The sequence below is a fragment of the Methylophilales bacterium MBRSF5 genome, from assembly GCA_001044335.1.
In the GTDB taxonomy this organism is placed as follows: Bacteria; Pseudomonadota; Gammaproteobacteria; order Burkholderiales; family Methylophilaceae; genus BACL14.
Window position 1 is genome coordinate 847,010 of record CP011001.1, and the last position, 18,678, is coordinate 865,687.

Consider the following 18,678-nt stretch of genomic DNA (forward strand, 5'->3'; position numbering starts at 1 on the left):
TATTAAGATCACTCATCGTGCGATTGTATTGGTCCTTTTAATTTTCTTTTGTAGTTGAAGTAAACCAAACATAAGCGCCTCTGCAGTGGGTGGGCATCCAGGAACATAAACATCAACTGGAACAATACGGTCGCAACCTCGCACCACGGAGTAAGAGTAATGATAATAGCCTCCGCCATTAGCACAAGAGCCCATCGATATTACCCATTTAGGATCGGGCATCTGATCATAGACTTTTCTTAACGCAGGTGCCATCTTATTTACCAATGTTCCTGCAACGATCATCAAATCTGACTGACGCGGACTCGGTCTGAAAACCATACCAAAACGATCCAAGTCATATCGTGATGCGCCTGCATGCATCATTTCTACAGCACAACATGCTAACCCAAAGGTCATGGGCCACATTGAATTTGTGCGTGTATAGTTAATTAAGGTATCAAGGTTTGTGGTAACAAACCCTTTTTCTAATAGACCATCAAGACTCATTACTTATTCCCAATCCAATGCACCCTTTTTCCATTCATATATAAATCCGACAACTAGAATGCCCAAAAAAATCATCATAACTATAAATCCTTGCAGACCCAGCGTATCAAGCACAACTGCCCATGGAAAAAGAAAAGTAATTTCTAAATCAAAAAGAATGAACAAAATAGCCACTAGGTAGTATCGAACATCAAACTTCATTCTTGCATCCTCAAATGCTTCGAAACCACATTCGTAGGGTGAATTTTTTTGATCGTTAGGTTGATGAGGTGCTAGTATTTTTCCAAGGACAAGGGGGCCTATGCCAACACCCAAGCCAACAAGAATAAATAGTAAAACCGGAAAATATGAATCTAACATCAAAACCTATCGTTTAATTTAATGGTGCCGTCGGAGAGACTCGAACTCTCACGACTTTCGTCACTACCCCCTCAAGATAGCGTGTCTACCAATTCCACCACGACGGCAAAAACTAATCAGGGATGTCTGAGAGCTCCTCACTCAAGTCTTCTGACTGAACATCATCAAAAGAGTTTCCATCGTCCAAAGTATCAATTGTATCTATAGAGGATGCATCTACAACACTTCTATCACCATGCTTATTGCTTGCGACAAGAGCAAGACTAATGCTGGTGATAAAAAACAGAGTTACACAAAAAGCTGTTGCTTTAGTCATAAAATTTGATGAACCTTGGATCCCAAAAGAACCACTTGAATTACCACCGCCAAAAGCTGATCCAGCATCTGCACCTTTGCCATTTTGCAGTAAAACCAAACCAATAACACCGATACTTGCTAATAAGTGCAAGATAATTAATATTGTTTCCATAGAATTTATTTAAAAAAGTTTAAATTTGATGAGCCAAGTTACAGATCTGAATAAATTTATCAGCACTTAATGAGCACCTGCCTATTAGTGCTCCATCAACCTCATCTAAAGACAGTAATTGTAACGTATTTTTCTCATTTACGCTGCCTCCATATACTACTTTTAGAGGTATTTTTTTCTGATCATCATTACCGTTAGTGAGCACTTCAGAGTGAATAAAATCTTTAATAAAAGAACACATATTTTGAGCCTGCTCAGGTGATGCCGCCATATCGCTTCCAATTGCCCATATTGGCTCATAAGCTACAACAGAATCCGTAAATATTTCTGGCCCATTGCTCAAGATTGTCTCCAGCTGCGCTTGGACCACTTTTTTTTCCATACCAGCTTCCCTCTCAATCAGAGTTTCCCCAACACATAGAATTGGTCTGACATGGTGGTCTTTTAATCTCTTAAATTTCTCTGCAATGTTTAAATCTGATTCACAATAAGCTGTATTTCTTTCTGAGTGACCAATAATGGCATACTGTGAGGAAAAATCTGTCAGCATTGTTACACTCACCTCGCCAGTAAATGGACCTTCAATATCTTTAGCAACATTTTGTGAACCCCAAGAAATTGCACTATTTGCAAAAATTTTTTCTGCCAAAAAAAGGTATGGGTATGGAATACACATGACAATCTCAACATCATTTGCTGCTAATTGTTGGTGAGCAGATTTCACTTGTGCAAACAAATCTTCATAAAATGAGGAGGAACCATACATTTTTAAATTTGCAATGATAATTTTTTTACTCATGGATAATTTTTTTTATATTTAAAGTTACTTTATTTGCATTATTAAACTTGTTAGTTTCAACTGAATATAAGCATTTTACTCTATCTGGGATTGATTCTTGATAGTTAAAAAAGATACCCTCAAATGTTTGATTATGTTTAGTTAAGTTTAATTTAGTGTGAAGGTCTTTGATTAACTCTTGATCAACACAATCAAATGTGTCTGTAAATAATGGTCTTTGAAAACCATTTCCCCACTCCAACTGATTAATTTCATCAATAATATGAACGTTAATATTATCTTGCAAAATACTATCATCCACCTCAATAATTTCACTTAAGTCCTCAGGCTTTAAAATGGATTCAGCAACTTCCTCAAAAGATTGTACAAAACTGTCAAAACGATCTTTTTTAATGGTCAAGCCGGCGGCCATTGCGTGACCTCCAAAAGTAACAACTGCTTCGGGATTTTTTTTTACCACAAGATCAATCGCATCCCTAACATGAAATCCCTCAATTGAGCGTGCAGACCCTTTGAGATATCCTGATTCATCTTGAGCAAAAATAATAACTGGACGATAGAAATTTTCCTTCAGTCGTGATGCGAGAATACCTATTACACCCTGATGCCATTTTTCATTAAACAAACAAATTGTTTTGTTGTTATTATTAAATCCACGCATGATTGCTTGAGCATCTTCCTGCATGTCAGCTTCGGTTTTTTTTCGTTGAAAATTAAACTCAATTAACTGCCTGGCATACTCATGTGCTTCATTTTCATTTGTAGCTGTAAGGCAAGCGACGCCAAGACTCATATCATCCATTCTTCCTGCTGCATTAATTTTTGGTGCAATCACAAAGCTGAGGTCACTCGTTAATGCAGTTAAGTGAGATTTATTAGTCAGTTGGAATAATTTTTTTAAACCTAAATTACATTGTTGAGATCGAATCACTCTTAAACCATGATGGACAAGCAAACGATTGTTAAAATCCATATTCACCATATCGGCAATGGTAGCCAATGCAACCAAATCAAGAAGTTGCATGAGGTTTGGCTCGTCTAGATTCAAATTATCAAAATAGTTCTGATCACGTAGCTTTTTTCTTATTGCGATCAATAAATAAAAAACCACTCCTGCCCCACATAAATTTTTACTTGGAAAGCTACATTTTTTTTGATTAGGATTAATAATAAATTTTGCATCGGGTAAATTCTCAGCTTGTAAATGATGGTCTGTCACGATCACATCAATCCCAAAGTCATTGGCATGGCTTATACCCTCAAAGCTGGCAATTCCATTATCGACAGTAATTATGATATCTGTCTTTTTTGTGTTCGCCATATCTACAATCTCACTAGATAATCCATACCCATTTTTAAAACGAGAAGGGATTAAAAAATCAACTTCAATACCTAGCAGCCTAAATCCAAGTATTGCTACTGATGAGCCTGAGGCTCCATCTGCATCATAATCACCGACAATGGTAATTTTTTTTTGTTTATGAATGGCATCAGAAAGAAAATCTGCTGCTTCATTGCAGTTTAAAAGTTTATTTGGGGAAAGAAGCTGTTCAATTGGGTATTCAACATCTTTAGAAGAAGAAATGTTTCTAGCGGCCAAGATTTGTGAAACTAAAGGATGACGTCCAGAATTGATGAGTTGTTGTTTGATGCTTTCATCAATTTTTTTATTAATTAATTTCATTCCAGAATTTTCTTGACCCGTTAAAAAAATTAATAAATCTATTTGTTTTTTCTAATGTATAAGATATGTCGTCAACAACTAAAATTAATTTTTCAATGTCGTTAATATTTTTTTTCAAATAAGTTTCAAACTGCTCATTGGAATGTGCTCCAAAAATAATAAACTTATCTGAATCTTCAAATTTTTTATCCCTTATTTGATTGCAATCTATGCCTGGGAAATCATCATCATCAGAAAATACAGTCATCTTATTTTTTTGATCAGAATAAAGACCAACTTTTAAAAATATTAAATTATTAAATGGTTGATTAATTTCATTTTTAAGAAAAAATGCATGAGTGAGCATTGAGATATCATTAAAAAAAACTTTATGTGAAATTGAACTATGCTCATTAATGCAATAGGGATTCTTTGTTAAATCATGAATTGAGTTATAACAAAAATCTAAATTACTTTTAGATAACAAAAACATAAATTTTCCAATGTTTTGAAAATCAAAAAGATTTTTGTCCAGTTCACTTTTTATAAATCGAGAATATATTGACAGTAAGTTTTTTGAAGCATTTTTTAAACCAGTAAAAATAAATGAATCTCTCTGAAGTTCAAAGTTTGCAGGTAAGGCCAAATAAACCCAATGATTTTCAACTTCAAGATTTTTAATAATTCCTGATGGTAACACCCCTACCTCATCATCTATGAGTAAATCACTGTAGATAGTGGGTAGGTCAGTAGAATTTTTTTTTATCTGAAATCTATTGCGCCAATGATAAAGAGAATCGATTATTTCTTGAGAAGGTTGATTTATTAAAACAAAGCTTTTCAATTATCCACTAACAAACAAGTAAATTAATAATGAAAAATATAAGAATGCAAAAAAAGCAATGAGGAAAAAAACTATTTTTAAAGTTTTTAAAATTGCTTGTAAATTTTGATTAATTTTTTTTAATTCTTTTTCGCTCATGACAACTAAAGATTAAAAGTGGTGCCCGGGGCCGGAATCGAACCGGCACGATCGTAAGATCGAGAGATTTTAAGTCTCTTGTGTCTACCAATTTCACCACCCGGGCAACGAAACGTATTCTATCATCATCCTTTATAAAAAAGAATGGAGGCGCGTGCCGGAATCGAACCGGCGTCTAAGGCTTTGCAGGCCTCTGCATAACCACTTTGCTAACGCGCCAAAATATAAAAGGGGAGCTTTGTCTCCCCTTTATAAAAAAAATTTGGAGCGTGAAACGAGGTTCGAACTCGCGACCTCAACCTTGGCAAGGTTGCGCTCTACCAGCTGAGCTATTCACGCAAACAGAAGCAGTATTTTAGCTTTTTTTTAAGTGATGTCAATCTCAGCGAAGAAATGATTTAGTTTAATTCCTGGCAAATGCTTTTTTCAGATAATACAACATAGAAATAATGGTGAGAATTGCTGCAAGATTAATTGCTATTTCACCAAGCAGTCGAGTTGGAATAAGATAAATATCCTCAAAATACAACAACAAAGTTATCGCAACAAACTGAATAGTCGTTTTTAATTTACCGACAAAGGCAACCGCAACACTCCCAGCACTTCCAATACCGGCCATCCATTCTCTTAAAGCACTGACAGCAACCTCCCTACCTATGATGATAATTGCAATTAATGCACTGATCCGATCCAACTCAACCAATAACACTAACGATGCGATCACTATTAATTTATCTGCAACTGGATCAATAAAAGCTCCGAACTTCGATTCTAGCTGTAACTTTCTTGCTAAGAATCCATCTAGCCAGTCGCTTATTCCAGCAAGGATAAATAGGCCGGTAGCGATTAAATTTTTATCAAAATTACCTATAACAGAATGAGGAAGATAAAAGATCAGAATTAAAAAAGGAATCAGAATAATTCGAAATAATGAAATGTAATTTGGGAGATTCATACTTTAATGATAAAAGTTATAAACAATCTCAGCAAGCTTTTGATCGACGCCTGTGACTTGAGACAATTCCTCAACAGAGGCATTTCTGATACCATCAAGACCACCAAAATACACAAGTAAGGCTTTTCTTTTTTTAGGTCCTATGCCCTCAATTTCCTCAAGAGATGATGAAAGATTTGTTTTAGCCCTTTTTTGTCTATGCCCAGTAATTGCAAAACGATGTGCTTCATCCCTAATGTGTTGCAACAAATGAAAGCCGATGTTATTTTTTGGGATATCGTTGAGAATCTCCCCATCATCAAGGATTAATGACTCCAGTCCTGACTTTCTTCCTTCACCTTTTGCTATTGAAACAAGACGAATACCTACAACATTATATTTATCGAAAACTTCAAGAGCCATTTTTAATTGACCTTTACCGCCATCGATCAACATCATGTCAGGTTTTGTCTGCTCCTCATTTATAATTCTTTTGACCCGCCTCTCTAGCACTTGATACATCGCGGCGTAATCATCACCCGGGGTAATGTCATTGATATTAAATCTTCTGTACTCCTTATTTTGCATCCCTAAATCGTCATAAACCACGCATGAAGCAATCGTTTGGTTACCCATGGTATGGCTAATATCAAAACATTCAATACGATTTAAATCTGGCATATCGAGGAGCTTTCTTAAGGACTCAATCTTGTCGGCCTTACCTGACTCAAGCAGATTTTTTTGTCTAACATTGATCATCGCGTTTCTTTTTGCCATCTTTAACCACATTCTTTTGTCACCCGTTGCTTTCGAAATAATCTTAAATTTTTTATCAGGAAATTTAAGGTTGAAGAATGAGTTCACTAAATCTTTGTCAAAAATTCCTTCTGTGACAATTACTGGCGGTGGTATCTGTTCATCATAGTGTTGACATAAAAAAATCTCAGTAAAATTACTTTCAGAGTCATTCGCATTTTTTGGGAAGAAGGTCTTGTCACCCAAATGTCTTCCGCCGCGTATCATGACTAAATTAATACACACCATCCCTGACTCCTCAGCCAAGGCAATAATGTCAGCATCATTTTCACTAAAATCACTGACGAACTGTTTTAACCTAACCTGTCTCAGGCTTTGAATGCGGTCACGGAAAACGGCTGCTCTTTCGTATTCCTCATTTTCCGCTGCGATGTTCATATGTTCCGTCATTTGTTCAACCACTTCATTATCTTTTCCTAGAAGAAACAGTTCAGCTTGACGACAATCCTCATTATAAGATTTTTCATCGATCAATTTTACGCATGGAGCTGTGCATCGTTTAATTTGATGTTGTAAACATGGACGAACCCGATTATTAAAAGTTGAATCATCGCAATTTCTCAGAAGAAAAACTTTTTGTAATAATTGAATACTCTCCCGAACCGCATTTGAATTTGGAAACGGCCCAAAATATTTATTTCCTTTTTTTTGTACTCCCCGATGAAACTTGAGCATTGGAAAGGCATGGGATGTCATCATTAAATAGGGATACGATTTATCATCCCTAAAAATAACATTGTAACGAGGCATTAATTCCTTGATTAGATTATTTTCCAGAATTAAAGCTTCGGCCTCGGTGTTCGTCACCGTGTATTGAATCGATTGGATATGCGAGACCATCAACCTAGTTCGAGGACTGGGAATGTTTTTATTAAAATAACTGGCAACTCTTTTTTTTAGATTCTTTGCCTTGCCAACATATATAACCTTATCCTTTGCATCCACCATGCGATAAATGCCGGGATGAGTTGGTAATGTCTTAATAAAATTTTTTATGTCTTCCACATTGTTAGCCGAGCAAATTTCCTCCAATGGCCCAATCTTCTGTGGCAACTTCGTCAAATACTACATAAGTATATGATGCCGGCTTATTCGCTATTCTAGACATTGTGTCGGTTATTTCTTTAGCAATTTCTGCTTTTTGTTCTTTATTAATTGATCCAGCTAACTTGACGTTAATGTAAGGCATTTTAGTTCTCCATTTCTGTTTTAATTTTAAAAAAAACATCTTCAAACATTGATTGAGTTAATCTTTTTGTCTGCGTGTTGTAACGACTGCAGTGATAACTATCATACAATATTTGCTGATCCGATATTATGTGTCTTGCACCATGGCTGAATTTAAAATAATTTTTTGTTAACTGTTGAGAGGTTAACACCGCCTCATGTGCAATTTTCCCAAGTGCCAAAATTATTAATTTATTTTTAATTTCTTTGATCTCAGTAGCGAGGTAATTGTTGCATTGTTTGATTTCACTTGTCGTAGGCTTGTTTTCTGGGGGTAAACATTTCACTGCGTTGGTAATGCGAACACCAAAAAGTTGTAACCCATCTTTTACAGAGATGGATTCTGGCGAAGAGGAAAAACCGAATTTATTAAGGGTCTCATACAGAAGAATACCAGCATAGTCGCCCGTAAAGGGTCGGCCAGTTTTATTGGCACCATGCATTCCTGGAGCAAGTCCAACAATTAAAAACTGAGGACTCATGTCCCCAAAAGGTGCTACTGGACGACAATGGTAGTCCGGATTGGATTGACTGACCTTATCTAAAAAATTTGTTAGCCTTGGACATTTTTTGCAATTAGGATCAAATTGCATAATATCAATTAACTTGCTGCAGCAATCCCAATAACTTTTTTATCGCCCGCATAGTCATCCATTAAATGGAAATTTAGGTATTGATAAATGTTATCCTCAATAGGTGAGATCTTTTCTTTCACAATCTGGTGATACTCTTCAACCGTTGGGATTTTTCCCAATAATGCACACACAGCTGCCAGTTCTGCTGAGCCTAAATACACCTGTGCACCCTTACCCATTCGATTATCAAAGTTTCGAGTGCTCGTCGAAAAGACATGAGCATCATTTTCAACACGGGCCTGATTACCCATACACAAACTACATCCTGGTAACTCAGTTCGTGCTCCAGCTTGACCGAATACAGAGTAGTATCCTTCTTTTCTTAACTGAACCTCATCCATCCGTGTAGGTGGAGCAACCCATAATCTTGTCGATATTGCTCCTTGGTTTTCCAATACTTTTCCTGCGGCACGATAATGCCCAATATTAGTCATACAACTTCCTATGAAAACTTCATCTATCTTATTGTTTTGAATTTCAGATAAAGTTTTAATGTTATCTGGATCATTTGGACAGGCAATTAAAGGCTCTGTAATTTCATTCAAATCAATCTCAATAATAGAAGCGTATTTTGCATCGTCATCAGGCTCAAGAAGTTCTGGGTTTTTCAACCAACCTTGCATGCTCTGAATTCTTCGCTCAAGGGTTCGTTGATCTTCGTAGCCTTGTGCAATTAGGTTTTGCATCAATGCAATATTCGACTCAAGATACTCAATAATAGGTTCCTTATTTAATCTGACAGTACATCCATTAGCAGAACGTTCAGCCGACGCATCAGCAAACTCAAAGGCCTGCTCTACTTTCAAATCGGGTAAGCCCTCAATCTCCAAAATTCTGCCATTAAAAATATTTTTCTTACCTTGTTTAGCCACTGTTAATTCACCATTTTTTATTGCCTGGTATGGAATGGCATTGACTAAATCTCTCAGAGTGATTCCTGGCTGCATTGTGCCTTTGAATCTCACCAAAACAGACTCAGGCATATCCAGCGGCATGACACCTAGTGCAGCTGCAAAAGCCACTAAACCCGAACCTGCTGGGAATGAAATACCGATTGGAAATCTTGTATGTGAATCCCCACCGGTACCGACTGTATCAGGAAGAATCATTCGGTTTAACCAAGAATGAATAACCCCATCACCTGCTTTTAAAGACACCCCTCCCCGACTACTGATAAAGTCTGGCAAAGTATGTTGCAGATCAATATCCACTGGTTTTGGATAAGCAGCAGTATGACAAAAACTTTGCATAACAAGGTCTGCGCTAAAACCTAAACAAGCCAGTTCCTTTAATTCATCTCGAGTCATTGCTCCAGTTGTATCCTGAGATCCAACCGATGTAATTTTTGGTTCACAGTAGGTGCCTGGCAAGACTCCCTCCACACCGCATGCTCTGCCCACCATCTTTTGTGCCAGAGTATACCCATGTTGTGTGTCCTTATTTTCGCTGATGTTGCTGACAAAAATTGTAGGCTTATCAACACCTAAAATATCAGCTGATTTATCAGACAAGCCACGACCGATAATGAGCGGAATTCTTCCTCCAGCACGAACCTCGTCAAGAATTGTGGGCGGATTATGTTCGAATGAGACAAGCGTGTTTCCTGATAGATCACAAATGATTTTGTCGTTAATTTTTAAAATGATTTCATCGCCATTATTTAGGTTTGAGACATCACATTCAATTGGCAATGCTCCTGAGTCTTCCGCAGTATTGAAGAAAATTGGAGCAATCTTACTTCCAAACACATATCCACCCGAGTGTTTGTTGGGGATAAATGGAATTTCATTTCCCATATGCCACTGCAATGAATTAATTGCAGATTTTCTTGATGAGCCAGTACCAACCACATCTCCCACATACACCAAAGGATTACCTAATTTTTTTAGATCTTCAATTAATTGCAAGCCCTCAGGCATTTTATTAATAAGCATAGATTGCGCATGCAATGGAATGTCTGCACGTGACCAGGCATTTTGTGCTGGTGATAAATCATCTGTATTGGTTTCACCATCCACCTTGAATACAGTGAGTTTTATTTCATTTGGTAATTCATTTTTACTAGTAAACCAATCTGCCTGAGCCCATGATTCAAGCAATTGTGTAGCAGATATATTTCCCGAATTATGTTTTTCAACCACATCATGAAATGCATCAAAGACTAAAGTTATTTTTGATAATGCTTTCACTGCCTCATCAGCAAATTCACTATCCAATAGTGGAACTAAAGCCTGTACATTATATCCACCCAACATCGTCCCTAATACTTGAATTGCTTTTTCTGGCGATATGACACTTGAGGTGATTTTCTTATTTGCAATGTCATTTAAAAAACCCGCTTTGATATAAGCGGATTGATCAACGCCTGCTGGAACTTTATTTAAAAGAAGATTGAGAGCTTCATTAAGATCTTGATGGGTCTCGTCTTTTAGGTATTCTATTAAATCTGCTGTTTGCTGAGGGTTAAGAGGCAATGGGGGGAGTTGTTCTTTTTTTCTTTCGTTGGTGTGGGTTTTATAGGTATCTAAAATCATAAATAAGTTTATTGTGTTCGCATGTCAAAACATTATTTTAGAGCAAATATTTTAATTTCCCAAAAACTTTCTTTATCAACAATGCCTCATCACCAAGCAAGTAAGGTAAAATATGACTTTAATAACTGAGACTTAACTAAATTATTATGGCCACACCTCTTCTGAATATCTCACCTCTTGATGGAAGATACGCTAAGCAAATTGATTCTTTACGCAATCACTTGAGTGAGTTTGGTTTAATTAAAACTCGAGTTGAAGTAGAGATACATTGGCTGATCAGTCTTGGTAATAATCCAAAAATCAAAGAGGTGAAAAAATTCAATGCAAGTGCTCAAAAAAAGATGCTGTCCGTTATTGATAAATTTTCTGAAAAAGACGCTACTGAAATTAAACAGATTGAATCTATCACCAACCATGATGTGAAGGCGGTGGAATACTGGCTGAAAAAAACTTTAAAAAAACAGAAAGATGTTGCCCCGTATTTAGAATTTATTCATTTTGCCTGCACCTCGGAAGATATTAATAATCTCTCATATGCGTTAATGACAAAACGGGCTGTCAATGAAAATACCCTGCCTGGACTCAATGAAATATATTTAAAGATTCAATCCTATGCAAAACAGTATGCAACCATCGCAATACTTGCTAGAACCCACGGTCAATCGGCTAGCCCAACCACCATGGGAAAAGAATTTGCAAACGTTGCAGCAAGATTGAAAAGACAAATAAATCAGCTAGCAAAACAAGAATATTTAGGAAAAATTAATGGGGCCGTCGGTAACTTTAATGCGCATGTTGTTGCTTACCCCGAAGTCAATTGGGAACAACATTCCAAAGACTTCATCAAATCTCTGGGGCTGACATACAATCCAATGACAACCCAAATTGAGCCACACGACTTTTTATCAGAAATTTTTAATGCCATAGCTCGTACTAATACCATTCTGATCGATTTTAATCGTGACTTATGGGGCTATATTTCTTTGGGTTACTTTAAACAAAAGTTAAAGAAAAATGAGGTAGGCTCATCTACCATGCCGCATAAGGTCAACCCGATAGATTTTGAAAATTCCGAAGGAAACTTAGGCTTAAGTAATTCGATCCTGAATCACTTGAGTGAAAAATTACCAATCTCCAGATGGCAAAGAGATTTGAGTGACTCAACAGTTCTTAGAAATATCGGAGTGGGTTTTGGCTACCATGGCTTAGCCATCAATTCTTGTCTGAAAGGTCTGAATAAATTAGAAATTAACAAACAAGTTATTTATGACGACCTGAATCATGCCTGGGAAGTGCTAGCAGAACCAATACAAACAGTGATGCGTCGTTATGGCATTCCTGAGCCTTACGAGAAATTAAAAGCATTAACTCGTGGCAACCAACATATTAACGAGGAAGTGTTGCATTCATTTATTCAAAACTTAGATATTCCGCAAAAGGCAAAAAAAGATCTAATAAACTTAAGACCTGAAAACTACATTGGATTAGCCAACAAACTGGCAAAAAAATCTTAAAAGATGGTTGATATATTAGTTCTCTATTGTTCGCAGGATGGTTCGGTTCATAAACTGGCTCAACAAATTGCTCGTGGAGTAAATTCCGTCACCGGTGCAGAAGCAAAGTTAAGAACTGTCCCTAACAATAAACCTAAAAATAATTTGTTTGCGCCGGAAATCAAACTCTCTGAAATAGAAGAATGTGATGGGCTAGCCCTCGGCAGCCCGACTCATTTTGGTAACATGTCAGGAGCAATGAAGAATTTCATTGATGAGCTGACACCGCTTTGGTTTAAGGGTAGCCTTGAAACAAAAGTTGGAACCGTATTCACCTCTTCTCATTCTCTTCATGGAGGCAATGAAGCTACCTTACTAAGTATGCAAATACCCCTGCAGCATCTTGGTATGATGATTATGGGCGTTCCATATTCAGTCAAAGAATTAAATATCACAAAAGATGGCGGCACACCTTATGGTGCTAGCCATGTGGGTGATCAGGCAGTCACGCCCGTGGAAGAAAAAATAGCTTACGCCCAGGGTAAAAGACTCGCTGAATTAACCATCAAAATTCGATCATGATCGTTTGGGTCAACCTTTTATCTTACGTTGCCTTGATATTTAACACATTGCTGTGGGAGCTTTTTTATACCCCTTCAGGCCAATCATCGTGGATGGTCATTAAGGCGGTGATTTTACTTTTACCACTGAGACAACTGATCAAGAAAAATTTATATACCCTGGAATGGATAAACTTTATAATCATTTTATTTTTTATTGAGGGAGTTGTCAGGGCATGGTCGGAGACTATCCCAAGCCAGTTATTTGCAATTACCGAGGTTATTTTGACTGTAGTTTTTTTCTTTACCAGTATATTGATTTTTAAAAAATGAAATTCTTACTATCCAACGATGATGGGTATTTCGCTCCCGGAATAAATGAATTAGCCCACACCCTCTCTTCTATCGGAGAAGTGGTGATTGTTGCTCCGGAAGAAAATAAAAGTGCTTCTAGTAGCTCATTAACTCTTAAAAACCCTCTGACTATCACGGAGCATAAAAAAAATATCTACTATATCAATGGCACACCAACCGATTGTGTACATATTGCATTGTCTGGTTTTTTAAAATTTAAACCTGACATGGTCATATCCGGAATTAATGATGGACCTAATATGGGTGATGATACGATCTATTCTGGCACAGTAGCGGCAGCCATGGAAGGTTATCTATTAGACATTCCATCGCTAGCGGTCTCCATGTCCCAATACGATCCAAAATACTATGCCACTGCTGGGCAGGTGGTATTGGGTCTGATTCCAAAAATAAAAGATTTACAACAATCAATGCTACTAAACATTAACGTTCCAGATTTACCTTACGATCAACTGAAAGGATTAGAAATCACCCGTCTTGGTAAGCGGCACAAGGCTGAACCGATCATCCATCATCCCAATCAAAATAACAAGCTAATGTATTGGGTGGGGGCGGCAGGTGAACCCAATGATGGCGGTCCCGGGACAGACTTTTTTGCAATTAAAAATGAAAAAATATCAATTTCTCCTATAATATCTGATCTAACAAACTTCAATAAATTGGATTTATTAAAAGAAAATTTAATATGAAATTAATACAATTATTTTTGCTACTTCTAACAATCAGTCTCTTTCAGGGATGCGCCTCAAAGTTACCAGTGCCGGTGGATAATAGTAAAAATGTGATTCAGAAATGCCCTGATGTTTACATTGTAAAAAAGGGAGACACTATATTTAGTCTGAGCCTTAAGTGTGGATTTGATTATAAGGATGTTGCCGAGGTTAACAATATAAAAAAACCATACAAGATCAGCGCTGGCGAAGAGATTCGATTTGATTTACTTAGAAATGAAAGCAAATCCAATTCCGAAAGTGATGACTCAAAATCAGACAATGTTGAGATTGCTCGGCTGAATGACAACGATGAGCAAGATGTTCGAGAAGAAAAAGCATTAACACAAGATGATATTGGCGAGCCCATAGAGATTAACGAACCTGTAGCCACGCGAGAAATATACAATACTCAATCAGTTAAAAAGACCAAAGAGATCGTTGCTAAAAATACCGAGTCTTTAGCTAATCGCTTTGTGTGGCCTACTGACGGAGATGTGGCTCAACAATTCAATCCTGATGATGGTATGAAGGGAATTTTAATTGAAGGTTCACTCGGTCAAGAGGTCAAATCAATTGCCAAAGGTCGAGTCATTTATGCGGGTGAAGATTTAAAGGGTTACGGCAAACTCATCATCATAAAACATGATGACGATATCTTGAGCGTGTATGGTCATAACCGGGAACTTCTGGTCACGGAGGGTCAAAAAATTAGCTCTGGAGAGATCATTTCCACCATGGGTCAGACCGATGATGGAAAAATACACTTACATTTTGAGATTCGGAAAAGTGGATTATCAGTTAATCCAATGAACTACTTTAAATCTAAGTCTTAATTAAATTCGCCGCGTTCTTGTTTATCAATATAATCACGAACTGCGGTCATGTCATATTCTCTGGCCCACTTAATGATTTCATCAAACGCCGGTGCGCCAATTTCACCGACCTGAGCGTGGATACCAGCTTTTTCACGAACGACTAATAAACCAGGAATTTTTTCAACTTCAAAGTATTCACCGATTTCTGGATGTTGTTCCACATCCACCATGCCAAAAACGATATCTTTATTAGCTTCTGCTGCCTTTTCAAAAATTGGCGTGAAATTTTTGCATGGTTCACACCAAGGCGCCCAGAAGTCAATGATCACAAAATCATTTTTTTCTATCGTGTCTTTAAAATTTTTTGTTGTCAGTTCTAATACTTTTGCCATCGAATTTTCCTAATATTCTATTAAAATTTATTTACGCTAAATATCTCTTCCAGTGGTAATCTGTTTCGAGCAGCCCCTTCACGCTCCTTTAATTCTTCTCGTGTTTGATCCAGACTTAGAGGTTTGCCAATTGCAATAACCGAGAGAATATCATAATTTTCAGGAACCTGCGCCAGTTCCCTTGCATCATCTTTACTAAACCCGCCCATCTGATGTGCCGCCAGACCCATCGAGGTCGCTTGAAGGCAAATATTTTCGGACGCTGCACCTAAGTCATAATGGGCATATCCATTTTCTTGGTCGTTGTGTCGATAATAGCGGTTGGTGGTAGTAATGATGAGTAGAGCTGCGTCCATTGCCCAGTCCTGATTGGACACGGATAAACAATTCAACGCCTGACTAAACATGGTAGCATCCCTTTTACTAAACAACACAAATTTCCATGGCTGTTCACCACGGCAGGATGGTGCCCAACGAGCAGCTTCCATGAGTGAATGTATGTCATCATCGACAAGAATGAACTCGGGGTCAAATGAACGCGGACTCCATCGGTCAGCGATGAGATCATGAATGGGGGCTTGTGTCAGTGCTTTCTTTTCCATGTTACTGCTTAATTCCTTCTACCAATAAATTGACCTCAATTTTATCACCTAATGAGCTATTTTCTTTCAATCCCCAGCTGTAGCCAAAATCAGAAGCTTTGAGATCAATATTTCCTTCCAGTCCAACGCGATACCCACCCCAAGGGTCATCGCCAAAACCAAGCAATTTAAACGGGATATCCAGTGTTTTTTCAACTCCACCCATCGCTAAAGTTCCAGACACCACTCCATTTGTATCATCTTGCATCACAATCTTGGTGCTATTAAATGTGATTGTTGGAAAAACTGAGGTGTTTAAAAATTTCTTTTCCTGAATATGGTTGTCACGTTTCTTATGATCACTATCAATCTTTAATAAACTCATTTCCACATTTATCTTTGATTGACTCATGTCATCCAGATTAATCATCATCTCTCCGGTCATGTCTGGTATGGTGCCTGATGTTTTAGAGACCACGTGACGGATCTTCCAATTCGCAAAGCTATGTTCAGGGTCCACCTTGTAAGTACCGGACTGGGCAAAAATAGATGATGAAATAAAAACCAATAAAAAGACGAGTTGCTTCACTTTTTCCCTCATAATTTATTAAACAGTTATTATGATGAAAAATAAAAAAATTAATTCAAAATTTATGACTGACCATACACAGTTTATGCAAGCAGCTTTGGATGAGGCAGAGAAGGCTCGTGAGTTAGATGAAATTCCTATCGGCGCTATTGTTTCCTTAAATAATGAAATTATAGGTCGCGGTTATAATTCAGTGATCAAAAACTCAGACCCCACCTGTCATGCTGAAATCATGGCATTACGCGATGCGGCGCATTCTCAATCTAACTACCGCCTCCCTGAGGTCAATCTCTATGTCACTTTAGAGCCCTGCATCATGTGCTTGGGCGCTATTTTTCAAGCCAGAGTCAAGCAAGTCTATTTTGGTGCCTACGATGCAAAATTTCATAGTTGCGACCCAAGTCAGAAACTAGTAAATAATAAAATGATCAATCATCACACCTCATTTGAAGGCGGCATCCTTGAGAAAGAATGCTCCACTCTTTTAAAAAATTATTTTAAAAATAAAAGGTAAAAAAAAGACCCGCTTAAAAGCGGGTCTCTAAAATTTAGGAGATTTTTAAGTATTCAAGTGAATTAGAACATCCACTGAATACGAGTTTGAAGCAATGTTTCTGAATCGAATTGCTCATTACTTGCAACGTCAGGAGCAAGAACATTTTCACCATAGTCTGAGTAAGTTAGTGAGGCCTTAGCTAAGACATTTGGGTTTGCAATCCATTTCAAACCGACCGTGTATTGATTCACTTCTAAGTCACAGCCTGTGTTGAATCCACCACTAAGCTTGTAAGTATCTCTGACTGCTCCACCACAATCGAAAGCACCTCTGAGTCGAGATTCATCGCCTGCACCGCCGCCAGTCAATTTAATATCATCAACCTCTAGTCTTTCATATCTAGCTACAACTTCCCAGGCACCTGTACCAGTTCCCTTTTCAAAGTCAAATGGGTTCTTAACTTTGATGCCCTTCATCTTGCCGCCTTTATAAGACTTCGAATAATGTTCACCGGTTAGGATGTATCCTGCTGAAATGTAGCCAATTTTTACATCAGCTTCAGCTGAATCACCTGCAACCTCATTCGTTCCTTCAAACGTACCTTGACCATATTCGGCTTGTAATTTGAAAGGACCTTTAGCAAAAATACCTTCAATAGCACCAAAACGGTTTTCGTGATGGTTAGCTGTTTTGCCTAACTGACTAGCGCCGCCAGCTCTTAAATCCTCGCCTTGAACTTGAATCGCAGCCAATGGTGAGTAGCCACGGCCAGCACTCTTGAATTTAAATAATGTAGAGTGTGTTGTAGCTCCATAATCGCCACCAGCTAAAGATGCACTTGATCCATTACTTGATGTTTTAGGACGAGCTGCATAATCTTCTGTAAAGCCTGCGATACCCACGTGAAAGATTGAATCTTTAATCTTGTTCGCTTCAGCCCAGTTGTATGTCACTCGGCCTGAGTAGTTTTTCTCATCTTCCATCACATTATTCTTGTATCCCTCTTGGTATTTAGTAAATGCGTACGTCATACCTTTAGTTGGTGTACCTTTAAAAGCAATACCCAATTTTTTATGAGGAGAGATTTGATTCATAAAAGAACGTTCAACTAAATCAATGTCGTTCGAGCTTGTTAAGCCTTCCAGGTTGAATGCTTGTTTGAATCGACCAAATTGGATCTGGAATGGCTTCATAGCGGCAAATGTTAGCGATGCGGTATCTAAATTATTACCTTTTTTGCCATTCGCATTTAAGACAACATCATATTTCCAAATGCCGTCGAGTTTACCTTTAATACCGATACGAGCACGTCTCATCTCAAACTCGCTTGGGCTTGTCGATTTTGTATCAACGTCATAATCGTCAGCGTCTGTGCTACCGAAATCGCCGTCATCTAAATCTGAGTGTCTGTAATCAAAGTGCATACGACCTGTTAAGGCAATTTCATTTTTGCCGTCAGCACTTTGAATTGAAAACTTACCACCTTTGTTTTTCAAAACTGGGGTATTTGCTTTTTTCTTATCATTACCTTTTGATAAAAGCGCACCCTCTTCTTCTGTTAACACACCTTTTGTAACTAATGCATTAATAAGGTCACCTGCCGTGTCGGCATAAACTGTACCTGAAAGAGACAATACTGCCGCAGAGACTGCACCAGCAACAATCTTTTTATTCATTACGAATCTCCTAAAATTAAAAAAATATTTATTGTTAAAGACTTATAACAATAATTACAGTATTCAAATTGTAGGAATTG

Annotated in this window: 20 protein-coding genes, 4 tRNA genes and 1 pseudogene; 6 read left to right on the forward strand and 19 right to left on the reverse strand. The window is 37.6% G+C overall.

Annotation, left to right across the window (positions count from 1 at the left end; all coding sequences use genetic code 11):
* Positions 1-12 precede the first annotated feature (12 nt).
* The 15 genes from UZ34_04570 to UZ34_04640 all read right to left on the reverse strand — a co-directional run bounded on the left by UZ34_04570 (position 13) and on the right by UZ34_04640 (position 10,905).
* The gene (locus UZ34_04570; protein ID AKO64663.1) at positions 13-489 is read right to left on the reverse strand and encodes an NADH dehydrogenase; all 477 of its coding nucleotides are present in this window, start codon (positions 487-489) and stop codon (positions 13-15) included.
* 3 nt (positions 490-492) lie between these two features.
* Positions 493-849, reverse strand: a complete 357-nt coding sequence (locus UZ34_04575) for an NADH-quinone oxidoreductase subunit A (protein ID AKO64664.1) — start codon at positions 847-849, stop codon at positions 493-495.
* Positions 850-871: 22 nt separating this feature from the next.
* A tRNA-Leu gene (locus tag UZ34_04580) sits at positions 872-956 on the reverse strand.
* Positions 957-961: 5 nt separating this feature from the next.
* Complete coding sequence (locus tag UZ34_04585; GenBank protein AKO64665.1) at positions 962-1,318, reverse strand: secretion protein; 357 nt, start codon at positions 1,316-1,318, stop codon at positions 962-964.
* 19 nt (positions 1,319-1,337) lie between these two features.
* The gene (locus UZ34_04590; protein AKO64666.1) at positions 1,338-2,117 is read right to left on the reverse strand and encodes a triosephosphate isomerase; all 780 of its coding nucleotides are present in this window, start codon (positions 2,115-2,117) and stop codon (positions 1,338-1,340) included.
* Entirely contained in the window at positions 2,110-3,792 is a 1,683-nt protein-coding gene (locus UZ34_04595) for an exodeoxyribonuclease VII (GenBank protein ID AKO65165.1), read from the reverse strand. The genes UZ34_04590 and UZ34_04595 overlap by 8 nt, the downstream gene beginning before the upstream one ends.
* A complete protein-coding gene (locus tag UZ34_04600; protein AKO64667.1) occupies positions 3,788-4,624 on the reverse strand; it encodes a hypothetical protein in 837 nt (278 codons plus the stop codon). The genes UZ34_04595 and UZ34_04600 overlap by 5 nt, the downstream gene beginning before the upstream one ends.
* A 157-nt stretch (positions 4,625-4,781) precedes the next feature.
* Positions 4,782-4,868: transfer RNA gene (locus UZ34_04605), tRNA-Leu, on the reverse strand.
* A gap of 39 nt (positions 4,869-4,907) precedes the next feature.
* Positions 4,908-4,981, reverse strand: a tRNA-Cys gene (locus tag UZ34_04610).
* A 44-nt stretch (positions 4,982-5,025) separates the two neighbouring features.
* Positions 5,026-5,101 (reverse strand) — tRNA-Gly (locus tag UZ34_04615).
* Positions 5,102-5,165: 64 nt separating this feature from the next.
* Positions 5,166-5,717 (reverse strand): CDP-diacylglycerol--glycerol-3-phosphate 3-phosphatidyltransferase, encoded by a 552-nt coding sequence (locus UZ34_04620; GenBank protein ID AKO64668.1) that lies wholly within the window; start codon positions 5,715-5,717, stop codon positions 5,166-5,168.
* Positions 5,718-5,720: 3 nt separating this feature from the next.
* Positions 5,721-7,517 (reverse strand): excinuclease ABC subunit C, encoded by a 1,797-nt coding sequence (gene uvrC, locus UZ34_04625; GenBank protein AKO64669.1) that lies wholly within the window; start codon positions 7,515-7,517, stop codon positions 5,721-5,723.
* 4 nt (positions 7,518-7,521) lie between these two features.
* On the reverse strand, positions 7,522-7,701 hold the full coding sequence (locus tag UZ34_04630; protein AKO64670.1) for a 4-oxalocrotonate tautomerase: 180 nt from the start codon (positions 7,699-7,701) through the stop codon (positions 7,522-7,524).
* A gap of 1 nt (position 7,702) precedes the next feature.
* Positions 7,703-8,332: an SPO1 DNA polymerase gene (locus UZ34_04635; GenBank protein ID AKO64671.1), complete on the reverse strand. Its 630-nt coding sequence runs from the start codon at positions 8,330-8,332 to the stop codon at positions 7,703-7,705.
* An 8-nt stretch (positions 8,333-8,340) separates the two neighbouring features.
* Entirely contained in the window at positions 8,341-10,905 is a 2,565-nt protein-coding gene (locus UZ34_04640) for a hypothetical protein (GenBank protein AKO65166.1), read from the reverse strand.
* A gap of 149 nt (positions 10,906-11,054) precedes the next feature.
* Here UZ34_04640 and UZ34_04645 point away from each other — a divergent pair, with 149 nt between their 5' ends.
* From UZ34_04645 to UZ34_04665, 5 genes and pseudogenes are all read left to right on the forward strand, one after another.
* A complete protein-coding gene (locus tag UZ34_04645; protein ID AKO64672.1) occupies positions 11,055-12,422 on the forward strand; it encodes an adenylosuccinate lyase in 1,368 nt (455 codons plus the stop codon).
* 3 nt (positions 12,423-12,425) lie between these two features.
* Positions 12,426-12,983, forward strand: a complete 558-nt coding sequence (locus tag UZ34_04650) for an NAD(P)H-quinone oxidoreductase (GenBank protein ID AKO64673.1) — start codon at positions 12,426-12,428, stop codon at positions 12,981-12,983.
* Positions 12,980-13,294 carry a hypothetical protein gene (locus UZ34_04655; GenBank protein AKO64674.1) on the forward strand — a complete coding sequence of 105 codons (315 nt, stop codon included), beginning with the start codon at positions 12,980-12,982 and terminating at the stop codon, positions 13,292-13,294. Before UZ34_04650 ends, UZ34_04655 begins: the two co-directional genes overlap by 4 nt.
* Positions 13,291-14,025 carry a stationary phase survival protein SurE gene (gene surE / locus UZ34_04660; protein ID AKO64675.1) on the forward strand — a complete coding sequence of 245 codons (735 nt, stop codon included), beginning with the start codon at positions 13,291-13,293 and terminating at the stop codon, positions 14,023-14,025. Before UZ34_04655 ends, surE begins: the two co-directional genes overlap by 4 nt.
* Before the next feature lie 116 nt (positions 14,026-14,141).
* Positions 14,142-14,882: pseudogene (locus UZ34_04665) on the forward strand (hypothetical protein).
* Here UZ34_04665 and UZ34_04670 read toward each other — a convergent pair.
* From UZ34_04670 to UZ34_04680, 3 genes are read right to left on the reverse strand one after another with little or no spacing between them, the layout of a single operon-like run.
* Positions 14,879-15,256 (reverse strand): thioredoxin, encoded by a 378-nt coding sequence (locus UZ34_04670; GenBank protein ID AKO64676.1) that lies wholly within the window; start codon positions 15,254-15,256, stop codon positions 14,879-14,881. The pseudogene UZ34_04665 and the gene UZ34_04670 sit on opposite strands and share 4 nt — an antisense overlap.
* 20 nt (positions 15,257-15,276) lie before the next feature.
* Positions 15,277-15,858 carry a nitroreductase gene (locus UZ34_04675; GenBank protein AKO64677.1) on the reverse strand — a complete coding sequence of 194 codons (582 nt, stop codon included), beginning with the start codon at positions 15,856-15,858 and terminating at the stop codon, positions 15,277-15,279.
* A 1-nt stretch (position 15,859) separates the two neighbouring features.
* The gene (locus tag UZ34_04680) at positions 15,860-16,426 is read right to left on the reverse strand and encodes a polyisoprenoid-binding protein (GenBank protein ID AKO65167.1); all 567 of its coding nucleotides are present in this window, start codon (positions 16,424-16,426) and stop codon (positions 15,860-15,862) included.
* A 64-nt stretch (positions 16,427-16,490) separates the two neighbouring features.
* Here UZ34_04680 and UZ34_04685 point away from each other — a divergent pair, with 64 nt between their 5' ends.
* On the forward strand, positions 16,491-16,940 hold the full coding sequence (locus UZ34_04685; GenBank protein AKO65168.1) for an adenosine deaminase: 450 nt from the start codon (positions 16,491-16,493) through the stop codon (positions 16,938-16,940).
* A 62-nt stretch (positions 16,941-17,002) separates the two neighbouring features.
* Here the strand turns inward: UZ34_04685 and UZ34_04690 are convergent, their stop codons facing one another.
* Positions 17,003-18,598, reverse strand: a complete 1,596-nt coding sequence (locus UZ34_04690; protein ID AKO64678.1) for a hypothetical protein — start codon at positions 18,596-18,598, stop codon at positions 17,003-17,005.
* Between the last annotated feature and the right edge of the window lie 80 nt (positions 18,599-18,678).

Excerpts from the sequence above, each read along its gene's own strand:
- UZ34_04570 (AKO64663.1), bottom strand. The coding sequence starts at position 489 with ATGAGTCTTGATGGTCTATTAGAAAAAGGGTTTGTTACCACAAACCTT.
- UZ34_04575 (AKO64664.1), bottom strand. The coding sequence starts at position 849 with ATGTTAGATTCATATTTTCCGGTTTTACTATTTATTCTTGTTGGCTTG.
- UZ34_04585 (AKO64665.1), bottom strand. The coding sequence starts at position 1,318 with ATGGAAACAATATTAATTATCTTGCACTTATTAGCAAGTATCGGTGTT.
- UZ34_04590 (AKO64666.1), bottom strand. The coding sequence starts at position 2,117 with ATGAGTAAAAAAATTATCATTGCAAATTTAAAAATGTATGGTTCCTCC.
- UZ34_04620 (AKO64668.1), bottom strand. The coding sequence starts at position 5,717 with ATGAATCTCCCAAATTACATTTCATTATTTCGAATTATTCTGATTCCT.
- UZ34_04630 (AKO64670.1), bottom strand. The coding sequence starts at position 7,701 with ATGCCTTACATTAACGTCAAGTTAGCTGGATCAATTAATAAAGAACAA.
- UZ34_04635 (AKO64671.1), bottom strand. The coding sequence starts at position 8,332 with ATGCAATTTGATCCTAATTGCAAAAAATGTCCAAGGCTAACAAATTTT.
- UZ34_04645 (AKO64672.1), top strand. The coding sequence starts at position 11,055 with ATGGCCACACCTCTTCTGAATATCTCACCTCTTGATGGAAGATACGCT.
- UZ34_04650 (AKO64673.1), top strand. The coding sequence starts at position 12,426 with ATGGTTGATATATTAGTTCTCTATTGTTCGCAGGATGGTTCGGTTCAT.
- UZ34_04655 (AKO64674.1), top strand. The coding sequence starts at position 12,980 with ATGATCGTTTGGGTCAACCTTTTATCTTACGTTGCCTTGATATTTAAC.
- surE (AKO64675.1), top strand. The coding sequence starts at position 13,291 with ATGAAATTCTTACTATCCAACGATGATGGGTATTTCGCTCCCGGAATA.
- UZ34_04670 (AKO64676.1), bottom strand. The coding sequence starts at position 15,256 with ATGGCAAAAGTATTAGAACTGACAACAAAAAATTTTAAAGACACGATA.
- UZ34_04675 (AKO64677.1), bottom strand. The coding sequence starts at position 15,858 with ATGGAAAAGAAAGCACTGACACAAGCCCCCATTCATGATCTCATCGCT.
- UZ34_04685 (AKO65168.1), top strand. The coding sequence starts at position 16,491 with ATGACTGACCATACACAGTTTATGCAAGCAGCTTTGGATGAGGCAGAG.
- UZ34_04690 (AKO64678.1), bottom strand. The coding sequence starts at position 18,598 with ATGAATAAAAAGATTGTTGCTGGTGCAGTCTCTGCGGCAGTATTGTCT.